Origin of the sequence: Streptosporangium sp. DT93, from assembly GCF_049844535.1 — a bacterium.
Taxonomy (GTDB): Bacteria; Actinomycetota; Actinomycetes; order Streptosporangiales; family Streptosporangiaceae; genus Streptosporangium.
This window is the reverse complement of the sequence record NZ_JBNCLF010000033.1, coordinates 32,473-49,065: the sequence shown is the minus strand read 5'-3', so window position 1 is coordinate 49,065 and position 16,593 is coordinate 32,473. Positions and strand designations below refer to the sequence as shown.

17 protein-coding genes are annotated in these 16,593 nt (G+C 72.8%); 12 read left to right on the top strand and 5 right to left on the bottom strand.

The annotated features are described in order from the left end of the window. Window positions 1-34: 34 nt before the first annotated feature. From ACLQ2R_RS38355 to pth, 3 genes are all read left to right on the top strand, one after another. Window positions 35-1,012 (top strand): ribose-phosphate diphosphokinase, encoded by a 978-nt coding sequence (locus ACLQ2R_RS38355; protein ID WP_425966338.1) that lies wholly within the window; start codon window positions 35-37, stop codon window positions 1,010-1,012. A 319-nt stretch (window positions 1,013-1,331) separates the two neighbouring features. Continuing rightward, on the top strand, window positions 1,332-1,946 hold the full coding sequence (locus ACLQ2R_RS38350; RefSeq protein WP_425966337.1) for a 50S ribosomal protein L25/general stress protein Ctc: 615 nt from the start codon (window positions 1,332-1,334) through the stop codon (window positions 1,944-1,946). A 73-nt stretch (window positions 1,947-2,019) separates the two neighbouring features. After that, window positions 2,020-2,625 (top strand): aminoacyl-tRNA hydrolase, encoded by a 606-nt coding sequence (gene pth, locus ACLQ2R_RS38345; protein WP_425966356.1) that lies wholly within the window; start codon window positions 2,020-2,022, stop codon window positions 2,623-2,625. Here the strand turns inward: pth and ACLQ2R_RS38340 are convergent. Both ACLQ2R_RS38340 and ACLQ2R_RS38335 read right to left on the bottom strand, forming a co-directional pair. After that, complete coding sequence (locus tag ACLQ2R_RS38340; protein WP_425966336.1) at window positions 2,622-3,107, bottom strand: hypothetical protein; 486 nt, start codon at window positions 3,105-3,107, stop codon at window positions 2,622-2,624. The two genes, pth and ACLQ2R_RS38340, sit on opposite strands and share 4 nt — an antisense overlap. A 118-nt stretch (window positions 3,108-3,225) precedes the next feature. Beyond that, window positions 3,226-3,672: a MarR family winged helix-turn-helix transcriptional regulator gene (locus tag ACLQ2R_RS38335; protein WP_425966335.1), complete on the bottom strand. Its 447-nt coding sequence runs from the start codon at window positions 3,670-3,672 to the stop codon at window positions 3,226-3,228. Between the two features lie 199 nt (window positions 3,673-3,871). On the opposite strand from ACLQ2R_RS38335, the gene ACLQ2R_RS38330 reads away from it, so the two are divergent. Together ACLQ2R_RS38330 and ACLQ2R_RS38325 are read left to right on the top strand one after the other, a co-directional pair. Continuing rightward, window positions 3,872-4,459, top strand: coding sequence for an RNA polymerase sigma factor (locus ACLQ2R_RS38330; RefSeq protein ID WP_425966334.1), 588 nt, complete (start codon window positions 3,872-3,874; stop codon window positions 4,457-4,459). Next, entirely contained in the window at window positions 4,456-5,565 is a 1,110-nt protein-coding gene (locus tag ACLQ2R_RS38325; RefSeq protein ID WP_425966333.1) for a CU044_5270 family protein, read from the top strand. The genes ACLQ2R_RS38330 and ACLQ2R_RS38325 overlap by 4 nt, the downstream gene beginning before the upstream one ends. 13 nt (window positions 5,566-5,578) lie before the next feature. On the opposite strand, the gene ACLQ2R_RS38320 is transcribed toward ACLQ2R_RS38325, so the two are convergent. Beyond that, entirely contained in the window at window positions 5,579-6,175 is a 597-nt protein-coding gene (locus ACLQ2R_RS38320) for an exonuclease (RefSeq protein ID WP_425966332.1), read from the bottom strand. 99 nt (window positions 6,176-6,274) lie between these two features. Here ACLQ2R_RS38320 and ACLQ2R_RS38315 point away from each other — a divergent pair, with 99 nt between their 5' ends. From ACLQ2R_RS38315 to ACLQ2R_RS38285, 7 genes are all read left to right on the top strand, one after another. Then, on the top strand, window positions 6,275-7,771 hold the full coding sequence (locus ACLQ2R_RS38315) for a sugar transferase (RefSeq protein WP_425966331.1): 1,497 nt from the start codon (window positions 6,275-6,277) through the stop codon (window positions 7,769-7,771). After that, window positions 7,771-8,538: a 3'(2'),5'-bisphosphate nucleotidase CysQ gene (locus ACLQ2R_RS38310; protein ID WP_425966330.1), complete on the top strand. Its 768-nt coding sequence runs from the start codon at window positions 7,771-7,773 to the stop codon at window positions 8,536-8,538. Before ACLQ2R_RS38315 ends, ACLQ2R_RS38310 begins: the two co-directional genes overlap by 1 nt. Window positions 8,539-8,557: 19 nt before the next feature. Then, window positions 8,558-9,472, top strand: coding sequence for a sulfate adenylyltransferase subunit CysD (gene cysD / locus ACLQ2R_RS38305; RefSeq protein ID WP_425966329.1), 915 nt, complete (start codon window positions 8,558-8,560; stop codon window positions 9,470-9,472). Window positions 9,473-9,656: 184 nt separating this feature from the next. Then, a complete protein-coding gene (gene cysN, locus ACLQ2R_RS38300) occupies window positions 9,657-10,919 on the top strand; it encodes a sulfate adenylyltransferase subunit CysN (protein WP_425966328.1) in 1,263 nt (420 codons plus the stop codon). A 246-nt stretch (window positions 10,920-11,165) separates the two neighbouring features. Further along, window positions 11,166-12,125 carry a sulfotransferase gene (locus tag ACLQ2R_RS38295; protein WP_425966327.1) on the top strand — a complete coding sequence of 320 codons (960 nt, stop codon included), beginning with the start codon at window positions 11,166-11,168 and terminating at the stop codon, window positions 12,123-12,125. Continuing rightward, entirely contained in the window at window positions 12,122-13,063 is a 942-nt protein-coding gene (locus ACLQ2R_RS38290) for a glycosyltransferase family 2 protein (RefSeq protein ID WP_386234747.1), read from the top strand. The genes ACLQ2R_RS38295 and ACLQ2R_RS38290 overlap by 4 nt, the downstream gene beginning before the upstream one ends. Window positions 13,064-13,449: 386 nt before the next feature. Continuing rightward, the gene (locus ACLQ2R_RS38285; RefSeq protein WP_425966326.1) at window positions 13,450-14,418 is read left to right on the top strand and encodes a WecB/TagA/CpsF family glycosyltransferase; all 969 of its coding nucleotides are present in this window, start codon (window positions 13,450-13,452) and stop codon (window positions 14,416-14,418) included. A 65-nt stretch (window positions 14,419-14,483) separates the two neighbouring features. On the opposite strand, the gene ACLQ2R_RS38280 is transcribed toward ACLQ2R_RS38285, so the two are convergent. Next, window positions 14,484-15,440 (bottom strand): sulfotransferase, encoded by a 957-nt coding sequence (locus tag ACLQ2R_RS38280; RefSeq protein ID WP_425966325.1) that lies wholly within the window; start codon window positions 15,438-15,440, stop codon window positions 14,484-14,486. After that, on the bottom strand, window positions 15,437-16,593 hold a 1,157-nt coding region (locus ACLQ2R_RS38275), incomplete at its 5' end, for a lipopolysaccharide biosynthesis protein (protein WP_425966324.1). The genes ACLQ2R_RS38275 and ACLQ2R_RS38280, both read right to left, overlap by 4 nt.

The following is a 16,593-nucleotide window of genomic DNA, read 5'->3' as shown; positions in this document are numbered from 1 at the left end:
GGACATCGGCGTGCCGTCAGGCGAGGAGGACGGCATGAGCGGCATCAAGCAGACCGGCGAGAAGAACCTGATGTTCTTCTCCGGTCGCTCACACCCGGAACTGGCGGACGAGATCTCCAGCCACCTGGGGGTGGACGCGACGCCGACCACGCTGCGCGACTTCGCCAACGGTGAGATCTACGCCCGCTACCAGGAGTCCGTCCGCGGCTGCGACGCTTTCGTCATGCAGAGCCACACCTGGCCGATCAACCAGTGGATCATGGAACAGCTGATCATGGTGGACGCCCTCAAGCGCGCGTCCGCCAAGCGGATCACCGTGATCATGCCGTTCTACGGCTACGCCCGCCAGGACAAGAAGAGCAAGGGGCGCGAGCCCATCACCGCCAGGCTCATGGCCGACATGTTCAAGACGGCGGGCGCCGACCGGCTGATGTCGATCGACCTGCACACCTCCCAGATCCAGGGCTTCTTCGACGGCCCGGTGGACCACCTGTTCGCCATGCCCGTCCTGGTGAACTACCTCAAGGACAAGATCGACCTGGAGACGACCACGGTCGTCTCGCCCGACACCGGCCGGGTGCGCCTCTCGGAGCGCTGGGCCGACACCCTCGGCACCCCGCTGGCCTTCATCCACAAGCGCCGCGACCTCGACGTGGCCAACCAGGTGAAGGTGAGCGAGGTCGTCGGCCGGGTACGCGGCCGGACCTGCGTGCTGATCGACGACATGATCGACACCGCGGGCACCATCTGCAAGGCCGCCGACGCGCTCTACGAGCAGGGCGCCACCAACGTCGTCGTGGCCGCCACCCACGCGGTCTTCTCCGACCCCGCGGTCGACCGCCTGAAGAACTCGCAGATCTCCGAGGTCATCGTCACCAACACGGTGCCGCTCCCGGAGGACAAGCGGTTCGACAAGCTCACGGTCCTGTCGATAGCCCCCCTCATCGCCCGCGCGATCACCGAAGTCTTCAACGACGGCTCCGTCACCAGCCTCTTCGAAGGCGACAGCTGACCCTCACCCGCACAACCGCCCGGGAACACCCTCACCCCCGTTCCCGGGCGCCTTCATGCCCACCGCCCCTGCCCGATCCCCCCGATAGGGACTCCCCGTGAGCCCGCGCCGGCGACTGGACTGAGGAGGGAGGAATCGCGAGGAACGAGCGATTTCACCCGACGAGGGAAGGAGCCGGATCCCAGCGGGCTCACCGCGACGCGAAGCGTCGCCATGACGCGATAGGGTGGGGGAATTGTGTGCGCTCGTAACGCCTTCCGCTAGGGCGGGTGAGGGGGAGCGCACCTCTTCCGCTCCCGAGATCCCTAGGAGATCAGCCGTGTCCGAAGTGGTAATCACCACCGAGCTCCGTGACAAGTTCGGAAAAGGCGCCGCGCGCAAGATCCGCCGCGAGAGCAAGGTACCCGTCGTCCTGTACGGCCACGGCTCCGAGCCCCAGCACCTGTCGCTGCCCGGTCACGACCTGCTGCTCGCCCTGCGTACGCCGAACGTCCTGATCCGCCTCGAGGGCGCGGTCACCGAGCTCGCGCTTCCCAAGGGCGTCCAGCGTGACCCGATCAGGGGCTTCCTGGAGCACGTGGACCTCATCCTGGTCCGGCGTGGCGAGAAGGTCACGGTCGAGATCCCCGTCACCGTGGTGGGCGAGGTCGCCGACGGCATCCTCGACCAGCAGCTCGTCTCGGTCTCCGTCGAGACCGAGGCCACGCACATCCCCGAGGGCGTCGAGGTCGACGTCGAGGGCCTGGAGATCGGCACCCAGATCACCGCCGCCGAGCTGAAGCTGCCCGAGGGCACCACCCTGGCCGCCGACCCCGAGGCGCTGGTCCTGATCGTGGCCCCGACCCCGGTCGCCGAGCCGGACCCCGAGGCCGAGACCGTCGTCTCCGAGGACGCTCCGGCCGCCGAGGGCGACGACACCGAGAAGGCCGAGTAGCCTTCTCCGTCAGACCTGCCGGATCCGTCAGGGCGGCTCGCGTGCGAGCCGCCCTGACGCGCGCACGAAAGGGATCGCCGTCGTGGACCGCTGGTTGGTCGTGGGTTTGGGGAACCCCGGGCCGGAGTACGCCGGAAACCGCCACAACGCGGGATTCATGGTGCTGGACGAGCTCGCCGCGCGGGCCGGTGGGCGGTTCAAGGCGCACAGGTCACGGGCCGAGGTGATGGAGGGCCGCGTGGCGGGAGTCCCCGCCGTGCTGGCCAAGCCGCTCTCCTTCATGAACCTCTCCGGAGGGCCGACCAAGGCCCTGCTGGACTTCTACAAGGTCGAGCCGGCCCGCGTGATCGTGGTCCACGACGAGCTGGACGTCCCGTACGGCGCGCTGAGGGCCAAGCTGGGCGGCGGCGACAACGGTCACAACGGTCTCAAGTCGATCACCAAGTCCCTGGCGACCAAGGACTACCTGCGGGTGCGGTTCGGCATCGGCCGTCCGCCGGGCCGGATGGACGCCGCCTCCTACGTCCTGCGCGACTTCGCCACGGCCGAGCGCAAGGATCTGGCGTTCCTGGTCGACCGGGCCGCCGACGTGGTGGAGTCGTTGATCAAGGTGGGCCTGGAGCCGACCCAGAACGCCTTCCACGGTCTCGACCTGAACGTCTCCGGCCCGCCCCGCTAGGGGTAGGCGCCCGGGCGGACGATCATGATGACCACGACGACCGCCCACAGCAGGTTGTAGATCCCGGCGAGCATGCTCAGGGTCCGCAGCCGCCCGGCGTCGCCGGGGTCGGCGAGGGCGTCGCGCTGACGCGGGTGGATCTGCAGGGCGAGCAGCCCGCCCGCGCCGGCGGTGAGGACCAGGGAGACGTTGATCCAGATCTCGCCCATCCGGCCCTGGACGAGGGCCAGGGCGATCCCCGCGACGGGGACGACGACGCCGAGGACGCCGTACACGCGGGTGATGCGGTGCATCGCGACCGCCACCGCCCGATTGCGCTCCTCGGGGGCCTCCCGGGGGTCCGGCGCCGGGCCGGCGCCCGTGCTCGCCGCGACGCCGACGGCGACCGGGGCGTAGCGGGGGAACAGGCTGGCCGCGACGGCCGAACCCCCGACGAACACGATGCCGGCCAGTACATGGATCGACAGCAGCAGACCTTCCACGAGCTCTCCTCTCGTTTCCTTCAGTCAGGCTGAAGCCTAGCAGCGCTTTCAGTCGGACTGAAGGTCGGGAGGGGGTCGTCGCGCGGTGACGGGCGCTCCCGGCGCCTCGCGTCGCCCCTCAGGGCTGGGAGAGATCTCCGAACGCGGCACGCACGGTGTCGGCGATCCGGCGCTGGACCGGGTCGGCGTCCGGGCCGAACAAACGCTCGTCGACCTCGGACACCACCCCCATCGCCGCCCGCATCAGACGCCTGCCCTCGGGCGTGAGCTCGATCGCCGAGGCGGACCCGGCGCGGGCGGTGGTGTCGCGGACGAACCCGGCGGCCGACAATGCCTTGACCGCCGTGTGCACGCTCTGGACGGTGATCCCCGACATCCGCGCCAGGTCGCTGAACGACGCCCCGGGCACCGAGGAGATGTGGCCGAGCAGGCCCAGCCGGCTGACCGTCAGCCCGAGCGGCGCCAGGGCGGCGCCGAGCTCGGACTCGATCCGGTGCGCCAGCGTGAGCAGCACGACGGAGGGGCTGGTCACCGGCGGCCCCGAGGGGACGTTCTCGATCGTCACCCGCCAAGTCTCCCCCCCACGGCGACCTCCCGCGTCGCGGCGAGGCCGCTCGGAGCGCCCGGGGTGATGATCTCCCCCATGCTTGATCTCCCGCCGTGGCGTCGCGAGGGGAGCGCGGGTCCGGGACGGACCGTGAACAAGAACCGGGGCTTCGCCGAACCACGGGTGGCCGACACAACCGATTGAGAGACCGGCGTTCATGACAGCTCCCCCCCAAGACTCGGCGCCACCCGGCGAGGACACCGACGCGCAGGTGCTGGAGGCATCACTGCGTCATCCCGACCGCTTCGGTGCCGTCTTCGATCGCTACTTCGCGCAGATCCACCGCTACGTCCACCTGCGCCTGGGCGAGGCGGCCGCGGACGACCTCGCGGCGGAGACCTTTCTGCGCGCCTTCCACGACCGGGCTCGCTTCGACCTCACCCGCGCCAGCGCCCGCCCCTGGCTGTACGGCATCGCCTCCAACCTGGTCGCCGAGCATCGTCGCGGCGAGGCGCGCAGATATCGGGCGCTGGCCAGAAGCGCCACCTCCACGGAGGTCGCCGGTCACGACGAGCGCGTGGCGCAACGGGTCTCCGCGTCGGTCATGCGGCCGCGGCTCGCCGCGGGTCTCGCCCGGCTCCCGGCCGGGGACAGGGAGGTCCTGCTGCTGGTCGCCTGCGCCCAGTTCAGCTACGAGGAGGTGGCCGAGGCCCTCGGCATACCCCGGGGAACGGTGGGATCGCGTCTCAACCGCGCCCGCCGGAAGCTCCGCACGATCATCGGTCCCGTCGGGGAGGAACTATGACGAACGAACTCGAAGCAATCAAGGATCACCACGACGGCCTGCCCGGACCCGCGCCCGAGGTGACCGCGCGCGCACGCGTGCTGCTGGCCGGGGAGGTCGAGGCCGAGCGGGCCGGGAGCGGCCGGCGCCGACCGGCACGGTCACCCCGGCGGCCTCTGTCCGCCTTCCCCGGCGGCAGATGGGCGATGAGGGCCGGCGTGGCCGCGGGCCTCGCGGCCACGGTGACCGCGGGGCTGATCCTGGTGCGCGGCGATCGGGACTCGGTCCCGTTCGGGACGCCCCCGGCGAGCGCCGCCGAACTGCTCCGGCACGCGGCCTCCGCCGCGGCGCGGGAGGACCTGCGGCCCGGGCCGGGGCGGTACCTCTACGTCGACCAGAAGACCGTCACCTACGCGAGCGGCTCCGAGGGCGACTACACCCAGGACGTGCGCCGTGAGATCTGGATGCCGGCCGGCGATCCCGCCAGGGCCCTGACGCGCTCGACGTACGGGCGGACGCGTGTCGTCAGCGGACGCGACCCGGAGCACGTGCAGTCCCCCGGAACGGTGGAGTACCGGCGCGCGGGGCAGTGCCCCGCGGACTCCCGGAGCCTTCCCCCCCGGGCCGCCGACCTTCCCTCCGACCCCGACCGGCTCCTGGCGGCGGTCCGCCGGGACGCGGAGGCGTTCGTCCGGGCGGACCAGAGCAGGCGGGGAGAGGGCGACCTGAGCCGGGACGAGATCGGCATGCGGGTCGAGAAGGCCGTCGGGGGCCGGTTGTTCAGGCTGGCGGAGAACCCGCTCACCCCCTCCGGGACCAGGGCCGCGGTCTTCGCCGCGCTGTCCCGGACGGCGACCGCGACCGTCGTGCCGGACCTCACCGACCCCGCCGGGAGGCACGGGGTGGGCGTCTCGCTCAGGTACGAGACGCCCGACGGCTGGGAACGCGGGGAGCTCGTCTTCGAGCCGGCCACGTACCGGTTCCTCGGCTACCGGGGCTGGATCGGGCAGCGGGAGGGCGGGCGGGTCAGGGAGATCGAGAGCGGCAGCGCGGCGGTGATGACGGTGAAGGTCGTCGATTCCGTGCCGGAGGTTCCCGAGGACGCCGCCGAGCCGATGTTCTGCTGACCCGGTCCTCACGTCACGGTCCCGCGGGGTCACCCCGCGGGACCGGCGGGACGGCCCCCGGCCGGCCCTTCTCCTCGGGGGCGGGGGACCGGCCGGGCCGGCCGGGCGGGGTGAAGGCCATCAGGTTCTGCAGCAGCTCGGCCTGCTCGACCGCGTCGTCCAGGGCGTTGTGGGTGTGCGGGCTGCCGGAGCGCAGGTGGGCGGGCATCTGCCGCTTGGTGGCCCAGCCGATCGGCACGCCCGCCTTGGCCGCGTACAGCGTCTTGAGGTCGATGCAGCGCGAGTGCCCGAACGGCGAGGCGCCGGTGAAGCGCATGAAGTACCAGTAGATCCACATCCAGTCGTAGGAGAGCGGGTAGGCCGCCAGCACCGGCGAGCCGTTCCCGCTCACCTCGCGGATCCACCCGGCGGCCTCCCGCATCGCTCCGGCCGGGTCGCGGCCCTCGCGGACCAGCGTGTCGCGGTCGAGACCGCTCACGGCGAGCGCCTCGGGGACGTGGTCGTCGCTGATCGGCCGCAGCTCCGCGTAGAAGGTACGGCTCCGCGGGTCCACGGGCTCGAAGACCCGGCCGGTCATCCGCCCGGCCACCGCCATACCGAAGCTGATCATCGAATACGGCCCGGGAATCGGGCCATCGGCCTCTATGTCTACAGAGATGTACGTTTCCGTCTTCAACCCTCGGGCCTCTCCAGCCGCCGATAGCATTCCATGACTGTCCGTACGCGAACGGTTACGCAGGGGGAGCGCGTGCACGACGTGACCGCAGTCCAGGCGGCACCCGGGGCGACGACCGGCAGGCCGCCGGTCACGCGCAGGCGCGAGCCGGACTGGGTGCGGGGGCACCGGGCGATGGCGATCGTCGCCGACACCGTCTGCGCCGCCCTCGCCGGGGCACTCGCGTTGATCCTCCGATTCGGCGAGGTTACCGCCTACGTCTTCCCCTACGTCGTGCTGAGCACGGCCCTGCCCACGGTCTGGGTCTGTGTGGTGGCGCTGAACCGCGCCTACGAGGCCCGCCTGGTCGGCCTGGGCTCGGAGGAGTTCCAGCGCATCCTGCAGTGCGGCTTCATGCTCACCGCCGCCCTCGCCGTCGGCGCCTACCTGACCAAGACCGAGGTGGCCCGCGGGTACGTGGTGCTTGCGCTGCCGCTGACCACGCTGCTCACCCTCCTGGCGCGGTACGCGCTGCGCCGCCGTCTGCACCGCAGGCGGGCACGGGGCGGCTGCATGCGGCGCGTCGTGGCGGCGGGCCACCGGGTGGCCGTCGCCGAGCTGGTCCGCCGCTTCCGCCGGGAGCGCTACCACGGCCTGGAGATCGTCGGGGTGTGCGTCCCCTCCGGCGGGACGCGGCAGGTGGAGGGCGTCCCGGTGCTTGGCGACCTCTCCGACGTCGCCCTCGCGGCCGGGCGGGCCCACGCCGACACCGTGGCCGTGCTCGCCTGCCCGGAGATGGACGGAACGGCGCTGCGCCGGCTGGCCTGGCGACTGGAGGAGAGCGACACCGACCTGGTCGTCGCCCCCGCGCTGATGGAGGTGGCCGGGCCGCGGATCACCATCCGCCCGGCGGCCGGTCTGCCGCTGCTGCACGTGGACCACCCCGAGCTCTCCGGGCTGCGCCGGCTGCTCAAGAACATGTTCGACCGGATCGGCGCCGGGCTGCTGCTCGTGGCGCTGCTGCCGCTCCTGGCGGGCCTGGCCCTCGCGGTGCGGACCTCGGGGCCGGGGCCGGTGCTGTTCCGGCAGCGCCGGGTGGGGCGCGACGGCGCCGAGTTCACGATCTACAAGTTCCGGACGATGCGCGCCGACGCGGAACACCGGAAGATCACCCTGTCCAGCGACGGCCCGGGCATGCTCTTCAAGATCAGGAACGACCCCCGGGTGACCCCGCTGGGCGCCCGGCTGCGCCGCCGCTCCCTGGACGAGCTGCCCCAGCTGGTCAACGTCGTGCTGGGGGAGATGTCGCTGGTGGGCCCCCGCCCGCCGCTGCCCGAGGAGGTCGCCCGGTACGGGGACGACGTCCGCCGCCGCCTGCTGGTCAAGCCGGGGATGACCGGCCTGTGGCAGGTGAGCGGCCGCTCGGACCTGTCGTGGGAGGAATCGGTACGGTTGGACCTGCGTTACGTGGAGAGCTGGTCCCTCATGCTGGACCTGCAGATCCTGTGGAAGACCTGGTCGGCCGTCGTGCGAGGAGCTGGAGCATACTGATGACCGTTCACGACGATCACGTACTCGCCGCGGAACTGGCGACCGAGGCGGGCGGGAGACTGACCGCCCTGCGCGCGGAGCGCGGCTTCGCCGATCCCTCCGAGCTGCGCAAGGAGGGCGACACCGCCTCCCACCTCTTCCTGATGGAGGCCCTGTCCCGGCTGCGTCCCGACGACAGCGTGCTGTCGGAGGAGGCGACCAGCGAGGAGCGCCTCGACCCGCGCAGGCTCCGCGCCGAACGGGTCTGGATCGTCGACCCGCTCGACGGCACCCGGGAGTTCGCCGAGGAGGGCCGCGAGGACTGGGCGGTCCACGTCGCGCTCTGGGAGCGCGGCACGCTGACCGCCGGCGCCGTCGCGCTGCCCGCCCAGGGCCGCACGCTCTCGACGCTCGAACCGCCGGTGACGCCCGCCCCCCGGCCCGGCGCCAGGCCGCGGATCGCGGTCAGCCGGACCCGGCCGCCGGAGTTCGTCCGCGCCCTCGCCGAGCTCGCCGGAGCGGACCTGGTGCCGATCGGCTCGGCGGGCGCCAAGATCTCCGCGGTGCTCACCGGCCAGGTCGAGGCGTACGTGCACGCCGGGGGCCAGTACGAGTGGGACTCGGCCGCGCCCGTCGCGGTGGCCCTCGCCTCCGGCGCCCACGCGAGCAGGATCGACGGCTCGCCGCTGGTCTACAACCAGCCCGACCCCTCGCTGCCGGATATCCTGGTATCCCTACCGGGACTGGCGCCAACGTTGCTCGCCGGAATCCGGGATCTGCACCGCTAATCCCCGCTAGGAGAGACAGATGCTTCAGCGCGACTACACCACGTCGCAGCTCGACGTACTCGAGGCAGAGGCCATCCACATCATGCGCGAGGTCGCGGCCGAGTTCGAGCGTCCCTGTCTGCTCTTCTCCGGAGGTAAGGACTCCATCGTCATGCTCCGCATCGCGGAGAAGGCGTTCTGGCCCGCACCGATCCCCTTCCCGCTCATGCACGTCGACACCGGCCACAACTTCGCCGAGGTCATCGAGTTCCGCGACCGCCGCGCCGCCGAGCTGGGAGCGCGGCTGGTCGTCGCGAGCGTCCAGGACTCCATCGACGCCGGACGCGTCGTCGAGGAGACCGGCCGCAGGGCCTCGCGGAACCGCCTGCAGACCACCACGCTGCTGGACGCGATCGAGGAGAACGAGTACGACGCGGTGTTCGGCGGCGCCCGCCGCGACGAGGAGAAGGCCCGCGCCAAGGAGCGGGTGTTCTCCTTCCGCGACGACTTCGGCCAGTGGGACCCGAAGAACCAGCGCCCCGAGCTGTGGAACCTCTACAACGCCAAGATCCGCAAGGGCGAGCACATCCGGGTCTTCCCGCTGTCCAACTGGACCGAGCTCGACATCTGGGACTACATCCGGCGTGAGGGCATCGAGATCCCCTCGATCTACTACGCCCACACCCGCAAGGTCTTCGAGCGCGACGGCATGCTGCTGGCCGACAGCGAGTTCATCGTCCGCGACGAGGACGAGACGCTGGTGGACATGACGGTCCGCTACCGTACGGTCGGCGACGTGACCTGCACCGGAGCGGTCCAGTCGGGGGCCGCGACGGTCGAGGAGATCATCGACGAGATCGCGGTGACGCGGATCACCGAGCGCGGCGCCACCCGCGCCGACGACCGCGCCTCCGAGGCCTCCATGGAGGACCGCAAGCGAGAGGGATACTTCTGATGTCCCCGCTGTCCCCGCTCGGGCGGCGGCTCCCCCGCGGAGCGCCCCGCCCCCTCCCCGGCCCGGACGGACTCCCGCGCGTGTCCGGTGGCCGGCTCCCGACCCCCGCAACGGAAGAACGACACCTCACGAGGAGGGACGGCGCCGCCCGTCGGGACACCGACGGTCTCCTGCCGAGAATCTGATGGACATCCTTCGCTTTGCTACGGCGGGAAGCGTCGACGACGGAAAGTCGACGCTCATCGGGCGGCTGCTCTTCGACTCCAAGGCGATCTTCGAGGACCAGCTCGAGGCGGTCGAGCGCACCTCCCGTGACCGCGGCACCGAGTACACCGACCTGTCGCTGCTCACCGACGGCCTGCGCGCCGAGCGGGAGCAGGGCATCACCATCGACGTGGCCTACCGCTACTTCGCCACCCCCCGGCGGAAGTTCATCATCGCCGACACCCCCGGCCACATCCAGTACACCCGCAACATGGTCACCGGCGCCTCCACCGCCGACCTGGCCATCGTCCTGATCGACGCCCGCAAGGGCGTGCTGGAGCAGTCGCGCCGGCACGCGTTCCTGACCACGCTGCTGCGGGTGCCGCACCTGGTGCTGGCCGTCAACAAGATGGACCTGGTCGACTACTCCCAGGAGAGGTTCGAGCAGATCCGCGAGGAGTTCACCGCGTTCGCCTCCAAGCTGAACGCGCCGGACCTGACGTTCATCCCGATCTCGGCGCTGCACGGCGACAACGTGGTGGCGCGCTCGGAGAACACGCCCTGGTACAACGGCTCCTCGCTGCTGCACCACCTGGAGCACGTGCACATCGCCTCCGACCGCAACCTGGTCGACGTGCGCTTCCCGGTCCAGTACGTCATCCGCCCGCAGCGGGCCACCGACCCGTCCCTGCACGACTACCGCGGCTACGCCGGGCAGGTCGCGGGCGGCGTGCTCAAGCCGGGGGACGAGGTCATGCACCTGCCCTCGGGGCTGACCACCCGCATCGCGTCGATCGACACCTTCGACGGGCCGATCGACGAGGCGTTCCCGCCGATGTCGGTGACGCTCCGGCTGGAGGACGACATCGACATCTCGCGCGGCGACATGATCTGCCGCCCGAACAACCAGCCCCAGGCCTCCCAGGAGCTGGAGGCGATGATCTGCTGGATGGCCGACACGGTCAAGCTGGCCCCGCGCTCCAAGCTGGTCATCAAGCACACCACCCGCAGCGCGCGCGCCCTGGTCAAGGAGCTGCACTACCGGCTGGACGTCAACACCCTGCACCGGGACGAGACGGCCGCCTCGCTCGGGCTCAACGAGATCGGGCGCGTCTCGCTCCGGGTCACCCAGCCCCTGTTCGTGGACGACTACGCCCGCAACCGTCTCACCGGCGGCTTCATCCTCGTGGACGAGGCCACCAACAACACCGTCGGCGCCGGGATGATCGTCGACGCCAGGTAGACCGCCCACCCGGGTGCCCGACGCCCGCGCCGGCCGTCGCGCCCCTCCCGTACGCCACGGGAGGGACACGAGGGCGGGCGCGGGCGTCCGCGTTCCAGGACCTGGTGACCCGCGGCGGGACGGCGTGCCGTGGTGGGGGCGACGTTCCTGGCACTGGGTAGATCCTTTGTCCGTTCTCTGACCCCTCCGTTACGCTACGCGCTAGCCTCGTCGCGTTCCGTATCCGTGGGGTTGGGGTCCGTGCCTGTGTCTGATAGTCCGTCACCCGCCCGGGTGGTCTTCCTCGGTGGTCTCGGCCGTAGCGGGACCACGTTGCTGGAGCGCCTGCTCGGGGAGGTCCCCGGTATCGCGCCGCTCGGCGAGGTCGTCCACCTCTGGGCCAGGAGCGTGCTCGCGGACGAGGCGTGCGGGTGCGGCGAGCCCTTCGGGTCGTGCCCGTTCTGGGAGAAGGTCGGCGAGCGCGCGTTCGGCGGCTGGTCCGCGGCCACGGCCCGGCGCATGATCGAGCTCAGGCCGCGCGTGGACCGCACCCGGCGGATCCCGACCCTGTCCAGGCTGCTGGCCGAGGAGCAGGCGGGCACCGGCAGGTGGCCGGCGTCCGGCACCGCCGAGCTGGACGAGTACGTCGCCGCCCATCGCCGGCTGTACGACGCCGCAGGGGAGGTCGCCGACTGCCCGGTCGTGATCGACTCCAGCAAGCACGCCTCCCTGGCCTTCTGCCTGGCGGCGGCCGGGGTCGACGTCCACGTCGTCCACGTGGTCCGCGACCCCCGCGCGGTCGCGCACTCCTGGCGCCGGAGGGTCGCGCGTCCCGAGGACGGGCACCTGATGACCCACTGGTCGCCGGCCCGCACCTCGCTGCACTGGCTGAGCGAGAACCTCGGGCTGGAACTGCTGGCCCGCAGGGGCGTCCCGGTCACCCGGGTCCGCTACGAGGACCTGCTCGACGCGCCCGCCGACACGCTCCGGCGCCTGGTCGCCGCGATCGGCGTCCCGTGCCGCCTCGACTTCCTCTCGGGCGGCTGGGCGGAGCTGTCCACGGCGCACACGGCCTCGGGCAACCCGGTGCGCTTCACGGTCGGCCGCACGGAGCTGACCAGGGACGACGGCTGGCGGACCGCGGCGTCGTCCCGCCGCCTGCGCCTGGTCACCGCGCTGACCTGGCCCCTCATGATCAAGTACGGCTACCACAGGAGACTCGCGTGAACACATCGGTGGGTGTCGTCATCCCCACCCGGGGACACCGGCCCGACCAGCTGCGCGCGGCCACGCTCGCCGTGCTCGGCCAGGATCACCCCGGTCCCGTCGAGGTCGTGGTCGTCGTGGACGGCGGAGACCCGGCCTGGGTCGCCGACCAGGTGGCCGACCTGCTGGTCGGCAGGGCACTGACCCCCGGCATTGAGGGGGCGCCCGCGCGCGGGGTGCGGGTGATGGCCAACCGGCTCACCCCCGGCCTGCCCGGTGCCCGCAACACCGGCATCGCGGCGCTGGCCACCGACCTGGTGGCGTTCTGCGACGACGACGACCAGTGGCTCCCCGGCAAGATCACCGCTCAGGTCGCGGCACTGGAGGCCGAGCCGCGGGCGCGCTTCTCCAGCTGCGCCATCGAGGTCGAGTACGGCTCGCGCCGCATTCCCCGCCTGGCCGGGACCGGCCGCGTCACCTACCGCCACCTGGTGCGCTCGCGGATGGTGATGGTGCACTCCTCGACGTTCGTGTTCCGGCGCGGCGGCCTCTGGGTGGACGAGAGCGCCCCCGGGGGCCAGAACGAGGACTGGGACCTGGCGCTGCGCGCCGCGGCCCAGCACCCCATCGTGCACGTCGACCGGCCCCTGGTCCGGGTGCGCTGGGGCGGCTCCTCGTACGTGACGCGCTGGGCCGATCGAATCGCCGGGCTGGAGTGGATGCTCGCCCGGCACCCTGATCTGACCGTGGACCCGCGCGGCGCGGCGCGGGTCTACGGTCAGCTCGCCTTCCATCACGCGGCCCTGGGCCGCAGGCGGGAGGCGGGCCGCTGGGCCTGGCGGGCGTTCACCGCCCGGCACGGCGAGCTCCGGGCACCCATCGCGCTCGCGGTGGCGGCCGGGCTGCTCCCCGCGCGGGGGCTGCTCAGCGTCCTGCACCACCGGGGACGCGGTATCTGATGGCGCCCCTGGCCGAACGCCCGCGCGTGACCGCCCGCCCCGCTCCCGTGACGACGGCTCCCGTGACGACGGCTCCCGTGACGACGGCTCCCGTGACGACGGCTCCCGTGACCCGGTCCACGGGGGCGCCGGTCGCGATTCTGCCCGTCCCTGCGGCGCGCATGACGATCCTGCCCGCGACGACGCCGCCCGTCATGACGGCGTCCGTCCCGGCACCGTTGGTTCCGGCATCGTTCGTCCCGGCATCGTTCGCGCCGACACCGTTCGTGCCGGCGTCGTTCGCGGGTGGGCAGGAGGTGGAGCGTCCGCGGGTCGTCGTACGCCGCGATCTCCGGAGCGCTCCGCCCGCACCGGGCCGGGCCGTGCCCACCGTGACCCGCCACGCCATGACCCCGATCCCGGCGCCTCCACAGCCGCCGCCCGTCACCGGTCACCGTCCCGCTTCCACCGAGCACCGGGCCGCCGGCGGTCACGGTCCGGTGCCCGGCCTGCCCTCCGTCGCCGGGCAGGCCGGGTCGCCGGTCGCCGGGCGGGGGGCGGCGCGGGCCGCCTCCCGCCGGCGACGCCGGCCGGACCGGGCCACCCGCAGACGGCTGCGCAGGCGCGTACACGTGGCCGGGGTCGCGCTCGACCCGATGACCGAGGGCGAGATCGTCGACCATGTGGTGGCCGCGCTGAAAGGCGGCAGGGGCGGCCACCTCGTCACTCCCAACGTCGACATCGGCCGGATCGCCGCCCGCGACCCGCGGGCCCGGGCGCTCGTCGAGGGCGCCGACATCGTCGTCGCGGACGGCATGCCGCTGGTGTGGGCGGCGAGGCTGCTCGGCACCCCCGTCCCCGGCCGGGTCACCGGCGCCGACCTGATCTGGTCGCTGTCCGAGGCCGCCGCCTTCTACCGCCACCCGGTGTACCTGCTCGGCGGCCCGAAGGGCGCACCCGCGCGGGCCGCCCGCGAGCTGGTGGCCCGCCATCCGGCGCTCGTGGTCGCCGGGACCGACGCCCCGCCGTCCGGGTTCGAGGACGACCCCGAGAGCCACGCCCGGGTACGGGACGCCGTGATCGCCGCCGCGCCCCGGCTGGTCTTCGTCGGCCTCGGGTTTCCCAAGCAGGAACGGCTCATCGCCTCCCTCCGCCGTGACCTGCCGGCCACCTGGTTCGTCGGATGCGGTTCGGCGATCGCCTTCACCGCGGGCACCGCGCGCCGCGCGCCGCGGTGGATGCGCCGCGCGGGCCTGGAGTGGCTCTTCCGGCTGGTGGGGGAGCCGGGCAGGTTGTCCCGCCGCTACCTGGTCGACGACCTGCCGTACGCGATCCGCCTTCTCACCGTCTCGCTGTTCCGCGGCCTGTTCTCCTGACGGGGGCCCTCGGCTCCGCCGTCACGGGAACGGGTCGCGACGGAGCGTCCGCCGGACGGCGGTCGTCAGGTGCCCGGGAGGGGGTCCGGGAAAAGCGCCGGGAAGGGGGCCGGATGTCCGCCGAAGGCCAGCTCCCTGACGCGGTGGGCCTCCTGCGGACTCAGCCGGGCACCGGCCTCGGCGAGGGCACGGCGCGAGTCCGTCGGCCGGTAGGCCGTGCGGGACAGGCCGTGCCAGGAAAAGCCGCCGGTGCCCGCCCGGGGGGCGGCCGTGCACGCGCGGCGGACGCGCTCCCGGGCACGGGCGGACCAGGTCAGGCCGGTCTGCTCGTACAGGCCGCGGAAGCCCGTCAGCGGATCGAGGGCCAGGTCCTCGTAGCGGACCAGCGTGATCCGCGGGTGCCGGTCGGCCAGGCGGGTGGCGCTGATCGCGGCCGCCCGCCACAGCGCCGTGGTCGTGGCGATCCGGTCCCGGGTGCCGGTGAGCGCGCGCAGCTCCTCCAGGTGCGGGTGGTCGCGCATCAGCAGCGGCTGGTCGAACAGCTCGTCGAGGTGGACCGTCCAGCCCAGCCGCTGCCAGCTACCGACGAACGCCACCGGGTCGCGCAACAGGATGATCACCCGGCATCCCAGCCGGTCGGCGAACCATCCCGCAGAGAAGAGCGCGAACGGGTCGTCCAGCAGCGCCCGGCGCCCGGCCAGTCGCCCCAGCGTGAACGCGGCACCGTAGCGGACCATCCTCGCCAGGTCGTACGGCGAGCGGTTGCGGCGCAGCTCCGCCAGGAACCCGTAGCGCAGCGCGACGGTCCGGGTGAAGGCGGGCAGCCAGTCCCGCTCGTCGTCCGGGCAGATGTACTGGAAACGATGCCCGACCACGGCGTCCAGCACGCCCGGGCAGTGGCCGGGCGGGTGCTGGGGGTTGAGCGGCTCGTTGACGTAGACCAGCTCCCCGCCGGCGGCGAGCATCCTGCCCGTCCAGCTCGTCCCGCTCCGGGGCAGCCCGGTGACCAGCACGGGAGTCACCGCGTCCTCCGCCCCCTCCGGGCCCGGGGCGCTCGTAGGTCGCGGTCCTGTCGCGGTCCGAAGGGGTGCAGGCCGTACCGGCGGTGAACGTGCCGGAGCGGCAGCAGGTTCTTGACCACCGTGCCTCCCGCCCAGCCCAGGGCCGCGCCGAGCGAGCCCAGGGAGGGGATGAGCATCAGGTCCAGCAGCACCGTCGTCGCGACGGCCGCGACGAGGTACGCGAGACCGGCGCCGGTGTGCCCGGCGGCGGTGAGCGCCACATCGGCCATCCCGCACGCGGTGGCGAGCAGCATCGTCGCGGCCAGCACCAGCGCCACCGGCGCACCCGAGGCGTACTCCTCGCCGAAGACGGCGCCGAGCAGCCACGGCGCGAACACCGCGTACCCCAGCCAGATCGGCCAGGTGAGCAGGACCAGCCAGCGGGTGGACGACCGGTACAGCTCGCGGGCACCGACCAGGTCGCCCCCGGCCATGGCCCGCACCAGCCTCGGCTGCGCCGCCTGCGCCAGCCCCTGCCCGGCGAGCTGGCCCACGACCTTGAACCGGGTGGCGGCGGTGTAGACGGCTGCCTCGGCAGGTCCCGCCAGCGAGGCCACGATCACGATGTCCAGCCGCTGGAACACCGCCTGGACCCCGGCGGCCAGCGACCGTGGCCAGGTGTGGCGCCACAGTTCGGACGCGGTGCCCGGCGGGCGGCGGGACGTCCTCGGCAGCCGCCGGCGCAACCAGAGCCAGGCCAGCGACAGCACCACCGGGTACGGCAGGGCCCAGGCCGCGGCCAGCAGCGGCACCGAACCGCCGACGCCCCCGACGCCCCCGACGCCCCCGACGCCCCCGACGTCGCCGGAGCCACCGGGCCCGGCAGCGTCACCCCCGCCCAGCATCACCACCGCCGCGACCAGGGCGAGCTGGCCCACCGGCTGGAGCACACCGGTGAGCAGCAGCGTCGGCCGCATCGTCCCGAACCCGCGGGTCGCGCTCACCGCGACCCCCGAGCACGTCACCGCGGGCAACGCCACCGCCAGCACCCGCAGCGCGGGGTCGGGGACGATCAGGAAGGTCACGGCACCGGCGGCCAGCGAGAGCGACGCCACCGGGACCATCGCCGCACGCAGGTGGCCCACGGCGCCGGGACGGCCGCCCGCCCTGACCC